Source organism: Devosia epidermidihirudinis, assembly GCF_000971295.1.
In the GTDB taxonomy this organism is placed as follows: Bacteria; Pseudomonadota; Alphaproteobacteria; order Rhizobiales; family Devosiaceae; genus Devosia; species Devosia epidermidihirudinis.
The window spans coordinates 789,259-801,246 of record NZ_LANJ01000011.1; the positions used below are offsets into that span (position 1 = coordinate 789,259).

The window sequence follows — 11,988 nt, forward strand, 5'->3', positions numbered from 1 at the left end:
GTCGAGGCATGATGGGCCATGACCCAGACGATGCTTTCAAATCGCCGTCGCGTGCTCGCCGGAATCGCGACCCTTGCCATTGTCGCGCCGGCCGCCGCGCAGTCGCAGTTCGACGCGGCCAGCCTTGGCATTGTTGCCGATAGCGGCAAAGACCTCACCACGGCCTTGCAACGCGCGCTCGACAGCACCGCAGCAACGGGCCAAACCCTGCGCCTGCCCGCTGGCCGCCTGGTCGCCGCCAATTTGGTGTTCCCGAGCAATCTGATCGTTGAAGGCGTGCCGGGTCGCACCGAACTGATCGCCGCTTCAGGCGGCTTCATCGGCAAAATCGCAGGCGCCAGCGATATCGTGTTGCGCGACATCGCCTTCCTCGGCGCGAGCGATGCCGGGGACGACGCCCTGCTCAGCATCGACGCCAGCGACGCGATCACGCTCGAACGCTGCAGTTGCAGCCGCGGCTCCACCGGCCTTTCCATCTCCGAATCTGCGGCAACGATCCGCGACTGCCGGTTCACTGATCTCGCCGATGCCGCCATTCACAGCATGAACAGCCGCGGCCTCGTCATCGCGGGCAATCGCATCGAGCGCTGCGGCAATGCCGGCATTCGCGTCTGGCGGTCCGCGAATGGCGCTGATGGCTCGATCATCACCGGCAATCACATCGCGAAAATCGACTGGGCCAAGGGCGGTAACGGCCAGAATGGCAATGGCATCAATGTGTTCCGGGCAGACGAGGTGATCATCGCCAACAATCACATCGCCGATTGCGCCTTCACCGCCGTACGCCTCAACTCCACCAACAATACCCAGATCAGCGGCAATACCTGCCTGCGCTCGGGCGAAGTCGGCATCTTTTCCGAGTTCGCCTTTTCCGGCTCCATCATTGCCAACAACATCGTCGACGGCGCGGCGGGCGGCATTTCGATGACCAATTTCGATTCTGGCGGCCAGCTTGCCGTGTGCACCGGCAATATCGTGCGCAACATCATGCCGACCTCGCCGGTCAATCCGGACAGCACCCCCTATGGCATCTTCGCCGAGGCAGACGCCGCCATCACCGGCAATACCGTACAGAAGGTCCCGGGCACCGGCATTGGCGCGGGCGCCGGCCCCTATCTGCGCAACGTGATCATCGCCTCCAATGTCATCTCGACCACCGTGATTGGCGTAGCCGTCAGCGTCGTCGATGGCGCGGGCAAGGTCCACATCGCCGACAATCTCATCAGCGATTCCGGTATCGCCATCGCCGGCATGGCCTGGCGCGACGTCGTCGAACCCGACCTCGCCACCAACGCCGCGCGCTACCCCAATGTCACGGTCGGAAACTAATCGTAGAGACCTCATGGTGAGCCCGTCGAACCACGAGGTCGCGCGAGTGGAGGCTTTGGTGCAACGACCTTGTCCTTCGACACGCTCAGGATGAGGTGTACTGAGCTTGTCGCGCCTCAGACGGCCCTGAGTTCGCCGACTTCCGCCCCGCGCACGCTCTTGATGGTCTGGTGGGCATAGCCTTCCAGCAGTTTACGCTGCGCGTCGTCGGGGTCGGCGATCTCCAGCAGCACCTTGGCGAGCATGGCCTGTGACGCGGCGATGTTACCGTCGTCGCATTTGAGCGCATAGCCCCAGCCCTTGTTGCGGATCGCCCCGCATTGCACGGCTTCCGCGCCGATTTTCTGCATCACCCGGCCCTTGAAGGCTTCCATGATCAGCGTATCGGCGTGGCCCGTGCCCGCCACCAGCAGCGGATTGCTGGTCGCGGCGTCGAACAAGCGTTGCGCGGCCAGGGCAAACTCGGGCGTCAGGCCCTTGCCGCTGGCCATGCGGGCAAAGCCGAAGGCGAAGGCGCGCAGCGGCGCGGCATAGGTGGGGATCGAGCAGCCATCAGTGCCGCACTTGCCTTCGCTCAGCGGCTCACCGATCACGGCCTCCACGGCGGCGCGCACCTGCTTTTGCACTTCGTGCTCGCGCCCGACATAGCCCGCTGTGGGAATGCCCATGGCCAGTGCCACGCTCAGCATGCCCGAATGCTTGCCCGAGCAATTGTTGTGCAACGCACTGGGTTCGCCACCCGCCGCGCGCATGGCTTCGCGCGCCGCCGGATTGGTCGGTACATGCGCACCGCACTCCAGATCGTTTACCGACAGGCCCATGCGGTCGAGGAAGTGGGCGACCTTGGTCACATGCACATCTTCGCCGTGGTGCGAGGCACAGGCTAGCGCCAGCTCTTCGGGTGTGTGGTGGAATTTCTCATCGGCGTGGCGCGCGAAAATGGGCAGCGCCTGCATGGACTTGATGGCCGAGCGCGGAAAGATCGCCCGCTCGATATCGCCAGCCGAGGCGATGATCGTGCCATCGGCGTCGATAACGGCAAAGGCGCCGCGATGGCGGTTCTCCACCCAGTTGCCACGAATGGTTTCGGCGAGAACGGGATTGGCATCCATATCAAAAAAACTCCGGCCCAGGCTGTCTTGAGAACAGCGCAGGACCGGAAAAGTCAACATGCATGGGAGGAGGCAGGCACGAAAGAAAGAGGTACATCGGCGGAGGTGGAGGCCCGGTGGGGCGCGTGTACGATCTGCGGCGGGGTGTCTTACCGTGTCTCGCCAGGCCTCCGCCTGCGCCGATGTAATGTTTTAGTTCGACCAGGTCTGGACGGCGCTGAGGTAGCGCGAGTTAACCCAGCCCTTGGCGGTGCCGGATTTGACGAGGCACCAGTCCGAGCCCTGCTGAGCCGAAATGCAGCGCTCGACCCAGACCGTGCTGCCATAGTTGAAGGCGCCGATTTTCTGAGAATAGGCGGCTGGCCACTTGCGCACATTGAGCTGGTCCCAGTGGGCAACGCCGCTGACTGTTGCAGGCTGCTCGACAGTGTAACCGGCGGCCATGGCGGGCTGCACGGCGAAGGCGCCAGCGGCGACCATCACCAGACCACAGAGCGTTGCGACCAAAACCTTTTCCTGTTGCTTGTTCATTTTGTCGTTTCCCAAACCCGATGTTTCGTTGTTGAGACGACATTGCCCCACCCGGCTTGAACCGACCCTGATATCGCCGTTCAGAAAGCGTTCATGTGGCTGACAGCCTCGGCGTTCCGTGCGACGCTTGCCAAAACGAGGAGGTGACGCGATGGCCAAGGTTCTGGTGACGGGCGGCAGCGGCAAGCTGGGCCGCGCCGTGCTGCGCGATCTGGTGGCGCATGGCTATGACGTGCTCAATATCGATCAGCAGGCCCTGCCCGAGCCGATCTGCCCTAGCGTGCGCATCGATCTGACCAATTTCGGGGAAGTGGCCGCCGCCATTCTGGGTGGTGTGGATGAGCGCGGCGGGCCGTTCGATGCCGTGGTGCATCTCGCCGCCATTCCTGCGCCGGGCCTTGCCGGCAATGCGCGCACCTTCGCCAACAATGTGCCCACTACTTACAACGTGTTCGAGGCCAGCCGACTGGCGGGCATCAAGAACATCGTCTTTGCCTCCAGCGAAACCGTGCTCGGCCTGCCTTTCGACACGCCGCCGCCCTATGCGCCGGTGGACGAGGAATACTATCCGCGCCCCGAAAGCGCCTATTCGCTCGGCAAGCTGCTCGACGAAACCATGGCCGCCCAGTTCTGCCGCTGGGACCCCAGCCTGCGCATTGTCGGCCTGCGCTTTTCCAATGTCATGAACCCGGAAGACTACGCCGCCTTCCCCAAATTCGACGCCGACCCGCGCGCCCGCAAATGGAACCTCTGGGGCTATATCGACGCCCGCGACGGCGCCCAGGCCGTCCGCCGCTCCATTCAGGCCGATTTCACCGGCTTTGAAGCGTTCATCATCGCCAATGCCGACACGGTCATGAGCCGCTCAAACATGTCGCTGCTGGCCGAAGTGTTCCCCGACGTCCCCACCAAAGGCAATCTCAGCGCCAACGGCACCTTGCTCTCCATCGAAAAAGCCAAACGCATGCTGGGCTATTCCCCGCAATACAGCTGGAAAAGCGAAGTCGACGCGAAGGGGTAGTCACCGCCAACACCACGTCATTCCCGCGAAAGCGGGAATCCCCCTTCTGCGCGCCACCAAGTGAGATTCCCGCTTTCGCGGGAATGACGCAGCGCGAGGTCCAAACGTCTGGGCCACCCACGCTACCCCACCCACTGACGCTTCCCGCGGACTTGATCCGCGGGTCACTGTCAGCGCACGCCATGTGAGGAGAGACCCCCGGATCAAGTCCGGGGGCAGCGATTGTGAGTGGGCGAAATCGTGCCGTACCCACAATGTCATTCCGGCCTTGAGCCGGGATCCATCCTGAGATGGTGCCCCACCCCACAGAGCGGCCGTTCAACAACCTTGAGATGGACCCCGGCTCAAGGCCGGGGTGACAAGATTTCCGTGGCACACCGACCACGCCCCAGCGCCTCCCTCCCCTTGATGGGGAGGGACCGAGGGTGGGGTGACCCCAACCCACCGCGCTCACGCCCGCCCCAACTGCCCCGTGCGCTTCATCAAAAACCGCTCCAGCGCCGACAACGCGTCGTAGATTAACACGGCCAGCACGCCCACGATCAGCCCGCCCTGCAGCACAAACGCGGTATTGCTCGACAGCAGCCCGGCAATGATCACCTCGCCCAGGGTCCGCGCCGCCACCGTCGATCCAATCGTCGCCGTCGCCAGCGAAATCACCACAGATAGCCGCACACCCGCCAGGATCACCGGCAGCGCCAGTGGCAGTTCCACCTTGATCAACCGCTGCCAACCGGACATGCCGACGCCCTTGGCCGCGTCGGTTACGGCGGGCGGCAGGTTGGTCAGCCCGGTCAGCGTGTTCTCAAAGATCGGCAGCAGGCCGTAGAGGAACAGCGCCACCAGCGTCGGCGCGGTGCCAAAACCCAGCATGGGCACCGCCAGAGCCAGCACGGCCACAGGCGGAAAGGTCTGCCCGATATTGGCCAGGCTACGCGACAGTGGCAGGAACTCCGCCCCAAAGGGCCGCGTCACCACAATAGCCAGCCCCACGGCAATGATGGTCGAGGCCAGCGTCGCAGCCGCCACAATGCCAAGGTGGTTGAGCGTAATATCGAGCAGGCTGCCCTGATTGTAGATGGCCGGCTGGTTGTTCTTGGTGAACAGCCCGAAGAACCCGGCAAACAGCTCAGGCTGGATCAGGAAGACCAGCAGCAGTCCGAAGATAACGAGCCGTATGAGATTGCCGATCTTCATTGCGGCCGCGCCGCCAACTGCGACAGCCGGGCCAGCGTCACCTGCCCCACAATTGATCCATCGCGCCGCACCGGCAGCGCCGGACGACCCGACCACAGTAGTTCGGCATAGGCATCGCGCAGCGAGGCACTGGCCTCGATCGGCTCGCCGCCCACTTCACCGGCCTCGATATGGTCGGCCACCTTGGCCAGCGACAGCAGCCGGAATGGCCGCTCGCTGGTGCCGATCAGCTCGGCCACAAAGGGTGTCGCCGGATGGGCAATGATCTCTTCGGGCTTGGCAAATTGCAGCAGCTTGCCCTTGTCCATCACGGCAATCTTGTCGCCGAGGTGGATCGCCTCTTCCATGTCATGAGTCACCAGCACCACGGTGGTGCCGAACTTGCGCTGGATGGACAGCAGGTCCTCCTGCGCCTTGGCACGGATCACCGGATCGAGCGCGCCATAGGGTTCATCCATCAACAGGATGTTCGGCCCCGCCGCCAGCGCCCGCGCCACGCCGACGCGCTGCTGCTGGCCACCGGACAGTTCATGCGGCAGGCGATTGCGGAATTCGGCGGGATCGAGCTGGAACAAGCTCAACAATTCATCGACGCGGTCTGCGGTCTTCTTCTTGTCCCAGCCGAGCAGCTTGGGCACCGTCGCCACATTCTGCCCCACCGTGCGGTGCGGAAACAGGCCATGGCCCTGAATGGCATAGCCAATTCGCCGCCGCAGTTCATAGGCCGGGATCTCGGCGATATCCTGCCCATCGATGCGAATGTGGCCCGAGGTCGGCTCCACTAGCTTGTTGATCATCCGCATCAAAGTGGTCTTGCCCGACCCCGACGTGCCCACGATCACACAGATACTGCGCGGCTCGATGGTCAGGCTCACATGGTCCACCACAACGGTGCCCTCATAGGCCTTGGTGATGTCGTCGATCTCGATCATGTAGCTTTCCCCAACAACCAGGCCCTTCTCACCTCGCCCCTCAGGGGAGAGGTCGGCGCGAAGCGCCGGGTGAGGGGTGCAGTGTTTCCGTCAGTGCGCTTCTGTTGCATCGCACCCCTCACCCTAGCCCTCTCCCCTGAGGGGAGAGGGAACCGTGCGGTGTGCGAGGCGAAATCTGACACCAGACCAGCAGCCATCATACCCGTCGCCCTCCCCGGCTCGTCATTTCAACGAGCGCGTCCAGCACCACAGCCGCGGCGAAGGCCAGCGCCACGGTGGGCACGGCGCCGAGCAGCACCAGGTCCATCGCCGTCTGGCCGATGCCCTGGAATACGAACACGCCAAAGCCGCCGCCGCCGATCAGCGCAGCGATGGTGGCGAGGCCAATATTCTGCACCAGCACGATGCGGATACCGGTCAGGATCACCGGAAAGGCCAGCGGCAGCTCCACCCCGGCCAGCCGTTGCCACCCGGTCATGCCCATGCCCTTGGCCGCGTCGACCGCAGCGGGCGAAACACTTTGCAGGCCAACCACCGTATTGGACACCACCGGCAGCAGCGAATAGGCGAACAGCGCCACCAGCGCGGGGGCCGCACCAATGCCGGAAATGCCGATGGCCGACGCGCCCGGCACATTGGCCGCAACCCAGGCCAACGGCGCGATCAGCAGGCCAAACAGCGCAATGGATGGAATGGTCTGGACGATATTGAGCGTATTGAGCACAGCCGCGCGCAGCGGACGCACCTTGTAGCAGAGCACGCCAATCGGCACGCCGATCACCACGGCTATGGCCACCGAGCCAAAGGCCAACGCCAGATGCGTGCGCGCCTCGGCCCAGAAGGCGGGCGCGCGCGTGGCATATTCCTTGAGCATGGACAGGTCGTTCCAGCTGCCGCTCCACAGCAGCAGCGCAAACGCCGCCGCCACGACAATCAGGATGCCAATCCGCACCAGCGGCGCAAAACGCAGCCGCGTCAGCGCGTCGGTCACCAGCAGCGCAAAAGCAAACACCAGCAGCCAGAACCCTGCCCCCGGCGACACGCGGGCAAAGGTATTGTCGGGCGGAGTCAGATAGGTCGCTGATTGGCCGACGAGAATGAACAGGGCCGCCAGCACGACAAAGCCCACCGCCAACTTGGCGCGCACCGGCACGCGCAGCAGCGCGGCGACAAAGCCCACCAGCAGAAAGATGATCAGTAGTGTCGATTGAAAGGTCGGCAGCGCGTCAAGCAACGAGCGCGTTTCGCCCGGCACAATGCGGTTGGCGCGGAACAGCGCAAAGGGCAAAGCCGCCCCCGCGATGGCGATCAGCGCAATCATCACGCCCAGCTTGTCGAGCGCCAGCCAGCGTGGTCGATGCGTCGGCACGGCAGTGTCGGCGATACTCATGCGGGCTCCAAGTCGATACTTGTTAGCTTCGCGGAGGCTGCACTGGAACGGTCTTGCCCAAGCCACCGCTCGTCACCCTCGGGCTTGACCCGAGGGGTCTTCACTTGCTGCGCACTCGGCTAGCGCAGAACCCTCGGGTCAAGCCCGAGGGTGACGTCGGGTGAGTGGGTGGATGCCGGGGCAGTGCCTCAGCATCCGAGTTGTAACCTACTTCAGGAAACCGCCCTTGGTCAGGTAGTCGGTTGCGACAGCCGAGGCCGCTTCGCCGCCGACCTGCACGCGACCATTGAGGTCCTGCAGAACTTCGAGCGTCAGGCCTTCAAACACGGGCTTGAGCAGTTCTTCGATCTGTGGGTGCTCCTTGAGCACGGCTTCGCGGATAATCGGCGCTGGCTGGTAGACCGGCTGCACGCCCTTGTCGTCTTCCAGAACCTTGAGGCCCGATGGAGCAATGCCACCGTCGGTGCCATAGACCATGGCAGCGTTGACGCCGTTGGTCTGCTGCGCGGCAGCGGCGATGGTCGCTGCGGTGTCGCCACCCGACAGGGTCACCAGCTGATCTGGCTTGAGGGTGAAGCCATAAACTTCCTGGAACTTGGGCAGCGCGGCTGGCGAGTTCACGAACTCGGCCGATGCGGCCAGCTTGACGTCGCCGCCACCAGCAACCCATGCGCCGAATTCGCTGAACGTCACCAGCTTGTTGGCTTCGGCAACGTCATTGCGCAGCGCGATGGCCCAGGTGTTGTTGGCCGGCGCTGGCGTCAGCCAGACGATCTTGTTGGCGTCATAGTCGAGCTTGGCGGCTTCGGCATAGGCCGATGCGGCGTCGTTCCAGATTGGCTGGTCTGCCTTGTCGAAGAAGAACGCGGCGTTGCCGGTATATTCTGGGTAGATATCGATTTCGCCGGCGGTGATCGCCTCGCGCACGATGGGCGTGCCGCCGAGCTGGATACGGTCGGTCACGGCGATATCGTTGGCTTCCAGCACCTGCTTGATGATGTTGCCGAGAACGCCACCTTCAGTGTCGATCTTGGAAGAGACGACAACCTGAGCCTGAGCGGCGGTCACCGTGATAGCAAGCGCAGCGACGGCGCTCAGAAGCTTGGATGTGAGGCGCATTGGTTTCTCCGTTTTCTCCGGGTCAGAAACCCGGTTATCCCTAACCTAACCTGTTGTAAGATTTGAGCGAGGCCGCAAATTCTAGTCAACCGGGCCCAGAGCGAAAAACTCGTCCAACTCCATGATCTTCGAATGGGAAATAAGTTCGTTCATTAGCGCGTCGGTGCCAAGTGCCAATTCCACCGCCTCGACTTCGGACGACAACGGGCGGTCCGCCGAATAGAATTCTGCGTGACTGCGCACGAGGTTATAGATGATCCCGGGGACATTGCCGGGGCGGTCGCCTGAAATGTCCATGGCCTGCGCCGCCAGCATTGCCTCGAGCGCTGCCAGACGCCGCAGCGCCAGCACCTGACGCTCCAGCCGCTCCACCACCAGCGGTAGAAACGCGGCTTCGTCTTCCATGCCGCCCGCCACCACCATGGAATTGGCCGAGATGGGGTTGGTCATGGTCAGCACGCGCGCAAACAGTTCGCCTGCCAGCTTGATGATCGGGCCAAAGCCGGTGGCGATAGCGCCGGGCGCCACCAGGTTCACCGGCAGATCGCGCCGTCCGCCATTGCCCAGCAGCACGCAGCGATTGAACGAGTTGCGCGCGATATGGGCCAGCCCCAGCTGCGCGGTCTGCAGGAACACCGTCACATCGAGCGGCAGCGAACCACCCGAAGTCAGCACCTGCCCGCCCGCCACCACCGGATTGTCGTCGGTGCGACCGGTTGCGGCCAGCAGCGTATTGCCTGCCACCACCAGCGTTTCAAAGCCGGTGGCAAACACCTGGCTCATCATGCGCAGGCTCAGCGGGTCCTGAATGTGGGTGGCGTTGGGCCAGTCCCAGCCCTTGGCGTTGAAATAGAGCCACGCACCGATCCCGGCTTCGCGCTCGGTGCCGACATGGGCAACGGCCTTCCAAGGATCACGCGAAGCGCCCAGCGCCCCCGCCGTGGTCAGCCCCGTCGCCAGCATCACGCGCACCGTGCTTGCAGCATCACGCAGCGCATGGGCAGCGGCGGCATAGCCCACCGCATTGGTTGAGATCGAGGCCAGGCTATCGCGCGGCTTGAGCCGGAACGGCGTCAACCCGGCGGCAGACAGCGCATCGGCGGCCGGCAGGCGCTGACCGCTAAACACCGCCTCGCCCGAGCCCGTCAGCACAGCGCCGATCTGACCCATCAGGCCAATGTCGGCGCAACCGATCGAGCCTGTGCGCCGCACCACGGGCACCACGTCGCTGGACAGAAGCGCAAGATAGGCTTCCACCAGATCGGTGGTGCAGCCGACCCGGCCGGTCAGCGCCATGTTGACGCGAATGGCCATGGCTGTGCGGATGATGTCGCTGGGGAATGCCTCGCCGGTGCCGAAGTGGTGCGCCCGCACCAGCCCCATATTGAAGGCCTCCAGCTGGTCGTCGGTCCACTCCACATCCTTCATCGCGCCAACGCCGGTGGTCGAGCCGTAGACCGGCTGGCCATGGGCAATGGCTTCTTCCACCACCACGCGGGCTTCCGCCACGCGGATCATGGCGTCTTCGTCGGCGACAAGATTGGCTTGCCGCGCGCCAATACGGGCAATGTCGGCAAAGCTCAAAGGCTTGCCATTGAGGCGGATTGAAGGTGCGGCGATGTGTGGCGCGAGATTATTCATGCTGCCAAGCTAGCGGAAATCTCTAGTCCCGCGATAGCGCATTTTCCTGAACGGCTATGCCATTTTCGGAACAGCTAACGAACTATCGTCTGCGGCCAAAAGTATCATTGTCTGCAACGGCTTTAAGCCATCTCATCACCGATACCGGCAGCAGCGAGAAATCCAGTGATCCCGTCCATCAAAGACCACCCCTATCGCGCTGATATCATGGATGAAGTCCATGCCCGCCCGGTCGAGGTCGTGCCAGAGTCCTGCCGCATAAGGCGGCTCGTATTCGTGATGCCTGCCGAGGCCGGCGCGATGATGCGCGTGTTCGCTCGCTTCACTCAATATTGCGAAGATGCAGGCGTTCCCGCGCCTGGTGCCGGCACCCGCCAGCACGGCTTTACCACCGCCACCCATCACGTGACGTGGGAATTTCACACCGAGTTCGTCACCGTCACCTGGCGCGGCACGCTCACCGACAAGCAGAATTGGCCCGATGATCTGGGTCTCGCTGCCCTTGGCGATGGCCTGCTGATCGGCGCGATGCGCATCGACGTCATCAGCGACAGCACGGTCCCCGAGCGTCTGGTGCCGGGCTTCAATCTGCCTAGCCTTTGCCTTGCCGATATCGACGGCGGCAAGGGGCAGGTCGCGACCGATTTTGTGCCCGACGCCGACAAGTTCACCCGCTTCGAGCTGGCTGCCGGCGGCCTCACGCCCCTGCGCCGGTCGATCATCACGCGCCGCCTGCTCGAAATCGAAACCTACCGCACCATGGCCCTGCTCGGCCTGCCGCTGGCCCGTGCCACCTCGCCCGAGCTGCGCACCATCGAAATCGAGCTGACCGCTTTGCTCGAAGGTCTTTCCGACGCTACCACCCCGCAACTGGTGCAGGCCGCCCTCACCTCGCTACATGCCCTCTCGGTGCGCTCCGGCAAGCTCTCCGAACGCCTCGGTTATCGCTTTGCCGCTGGCCACGCCTATGGCGATATCCTGCGCATGCGCCTCGCAGGTCTGCGCGAAAGCTCGACGTCGGGCGGCTCCACGCTCACCCATTACATCGGCAATCGCGTCGATCCGGGCCTTGCCACCTGTGCCGCGCTGGAAAAGCGCCTGGCGGTTCTCTCCGACAAGATCGAGCGCGCCATTGGCCTGCTCAATGTGCGCATCGGCGTCGATATGCAGCTGCAGAATTCCGCTGTGCTCGACAGCATCGCCCAGACCGCGCGCAGCCAGTTCCTGCTCCAACGCACCGTCGAAGGCCTCTCGACCATCGCCATCAGCTACTACCTGCTCGGCATCCTCAGCTACGCCTTCGCCGGCCCACTCGAGGAACTCCACTGGCCCAAGACCATGACCCTCTCCATCGCCGCGCCGTTCGTGGTGATCGCCGTATGGCTCATGGCCCGCGGCGTCCGCAAGGCGCACGAACCAAAGCATTAGGCAGGGCCGCTCCCCTGAGTAGCCCCAAACCCTCCCCATCGTCATTGCCCGGCTCGTCCGGGCAATCCACCCCTCCCCACGGCGCGAGCCAAGATGGACCACCCGGACAAGCCGGGTGGTGACGACGTGGAGATATCAGGTGTGGTCCCATCCAACGACAGTGAGGCAGTGACAGGAGAGGTCCATCACCCTCCCCGCCCCCGCCCCACCCACATCCCCTCCCATCCGTACTTCCCCCACCGCCCCGCCCACCCCCCCCCCCCCCACCCCCCCCACCCCCCCCTCTCC

10 protein-coding genes are annotated in these 11,988 nt (G+C 63.9%); 3 read left to right on the plus strand and 7 right to left on the minus strand.

Translation table 11 applies throughout. The features are described from left to right. Positions 1-18: 18 nt before the first annotated feature. Complete coding sequence (locus tag WH87_RS06980) at positions 19-1,329, plus strand: TIGR03808 family TAT-translocated repetitive protein (protein ID WP_052726250.1); 1,311 nt, start codon at positions 19-21, stop codon at positions 1,327-1,329. 116 nt (positions 1,330-1,445) lie between these two features. Here WH87_RS06980 and WH87_RS06985 read toward each other — a convergent pair whose 3' ends face one another. Both WH87_RS06985 and WH87_RS06990 read right to left on the minus strand, forming a co-directional pair. Further along, positions 1,446-2,441: an asparaginase gene (locus WH87_RS06985; protein ID WP_046137929.1), complete on the minus strand. Its 996-nt coding sequence runs from the start codon at positions 2,439-2,441 to the stop codon at positions 1,446-1,448. A gap of 192 nt (positions 2,442-2,633) precedes the next feature. Beyond that, the gene (locus WH87_RS06990) at positions 2,634-2,972 is read right to left on the minus strand and encodes an SH3 domain-containing protein (protein WP_052726251.1); all 339 of its coding nucleotides are present in this window, start codon (positions 2,970-2,972) and stop codon (positions 2,634-2,636) included. 151 nt (positions 2,973-3,123) lie between these two features. On the opposite strand from WH87_RS06990, the gene WH87_RS06995 reads away from it, so the two are divergent. After that, positions 3,124-3,993 (plus strand): NAD-dependent epimerase/dehydratase family protein, encoded by an 870-nt coding sequence (locus tag WH87_RS06995; protein WP_046137930.1) that lies wholly within the window; start codon positions 3,124-3,126, stop codon positions 3,991-3,993. 450 nt (positions 3,994-4,443) lie between these two features. Here WH87_RS06995 and WH87_RS07000 read toward each other — a convergent pair whose 3' ends face one another. The 5 genes from WH87_RS07000 to WH87_RS07025 all read right to left on the minus strand — a co-directional run bounded on the left by WH87_RS07000 (position 4,444) and on the right by WH87_RS07025 (position 10,272). After that, on the minus strand, positions 4,444-5,190 hold the full coding sequence (locus tag WH87_RS07000) for an ABC transporter permease (RefSeq protein ID WP_046137931.1): 747 nt from the start codon (positions 5,188-5,190) through the stop codon (positions 4,444-4,446). Continuing rightward, a complete protein-coding gene (locus tag WH87_RS07005) occupies positions 5,187-6,122 on the minus strand; it encodes an ABC transporter ATP-binding protein (protein WP_046137932.1) in 936 nt (311 codons plus the stop codon). Before WH87_RS07005 ends, WH87_RS07000 begins: the two co-directional genes overlap by 4 nt. Before the next feature lie 196 nt (positions 6,123-6,318). Continuing rightward, positions 6,319-7,512 carry an ABC transporter permease gene (locus WH87_RS07015; RefSeq protein ID WP_046137934.1) on the minus strand — a complete coding sequence of 398 codons (1,194 nt, stop codon included), beginning with the start codon at positions 7,510-7,512 and terminating at the stop codon, positions 6,319-6,321. A 207-nt stretch (positions 7,513-7,719) separates the two neighbouring features. Further along, positions 7,720-8,631 (minus strand): glycine betaine ABC transporter substrate-binding protein OsmF, encoded by a 912-nt coding sequence (gene osmF / locus WH87_RS07020; RefSeq protein ID WP_046137935.1) that lies wholly within the window; start codon positions 8,629-8,631, stop codon positions 7,720-7,722. A gap of 81 nt (positions 8,632-8,712) precedes the next feature. Beyond that, a complete protein-coding gene (locus WH87_RS07025) occupies positions 8,713-10,272 on the minus strand; it encodes an aromatic amino acid lyase (RefSeq protein WP_046137936.1) in 1,560 nt (519 codons plus the stop codon). Between the two features lie 165 nt (positions 10,273-10,437). Between WH87_RS07025 and WH87_RS07030 the strand changes: the two genes are divergently transcribed. Continuing rightward, a complete protein-coding gene (locus WH87_RS07030; RefSeq protein ID WP_046137937.1) occupies positions 10,438-11,700 on the plus strand; it encodes a DUF3422 domain-containing protein in 1,263 nt (420 codons plus the stop codon). Positions 11,701-11,988 lie beyond the last annotated feature (288 nt).

Excerpts from the sequence above, each read along its gene's own strand:
- WH87_RS06990 (WP_052726251.1), bottom strand. The coding sequence starts at position 2,972 with ATGAACAAGCAACAGGAAAAGGTTTTGGTCGCAACGCTCTGTGGTCTG.
- WH87_RS07015 (WP_046137934.1), bottom strand. The coding sequence starts at position 7,512 with ATGAGTATCGCCGACACTGCCGTGCCGACGCATCGACCACGCTGGCTG.
- WH87_RS07025 (WP_046137936.1), bottom strand. The coding sequence starts at position 10,272 with ATGAATAATCTCGCGCCACACATCGCCGCACCTTCAATCCGCCTCAAT.
- WH87_RS07000 (WP_046137931.1), bottom strand. The coding sequence starts at position 5,190 with ATGAAGATCGGCAATCTCATACGGCTCGTTATCTTCGGACTGCTGCTG.
- WH87_RS06995 (WP_046137930.1), top strand. The coding sequence starts at position 3,124 with ATGGCCAAGGTTCTGGTGACGGGCGGCAGCGGCAAGCTGGGCCGCGCC.
- WH87_RS07005 (WP_046137932.1), bottom strand. The coding sequence starts at position 6,122 with ATGATCGAGATCGACGACATCACCAAGGCCTATGAGGGCACCGTTGTG.
- WH87_RS06980 (WP_052726250.1), top strand. The coding sequence starts at position 19 with ATGACCCAGACGATGCTTTCAAATCGCCGTCGCGTGCTCGCCGGAATC.
- WH87_RS06985 (WP_046137929.1), bottom strand. The coding sequence starts at position 2,441 with ATGGATGCCAATCCCGTTCTCGCCGAAACCATTCGTGGCAACTGGGTG.
- osmF (WP_046137935.1), bottom strand. The coding sequence starts at position 8,631 with ATGCGCCTCACATCCAAGCTTCTGAGCGCCGTCGCTGCGCTTGCTATC.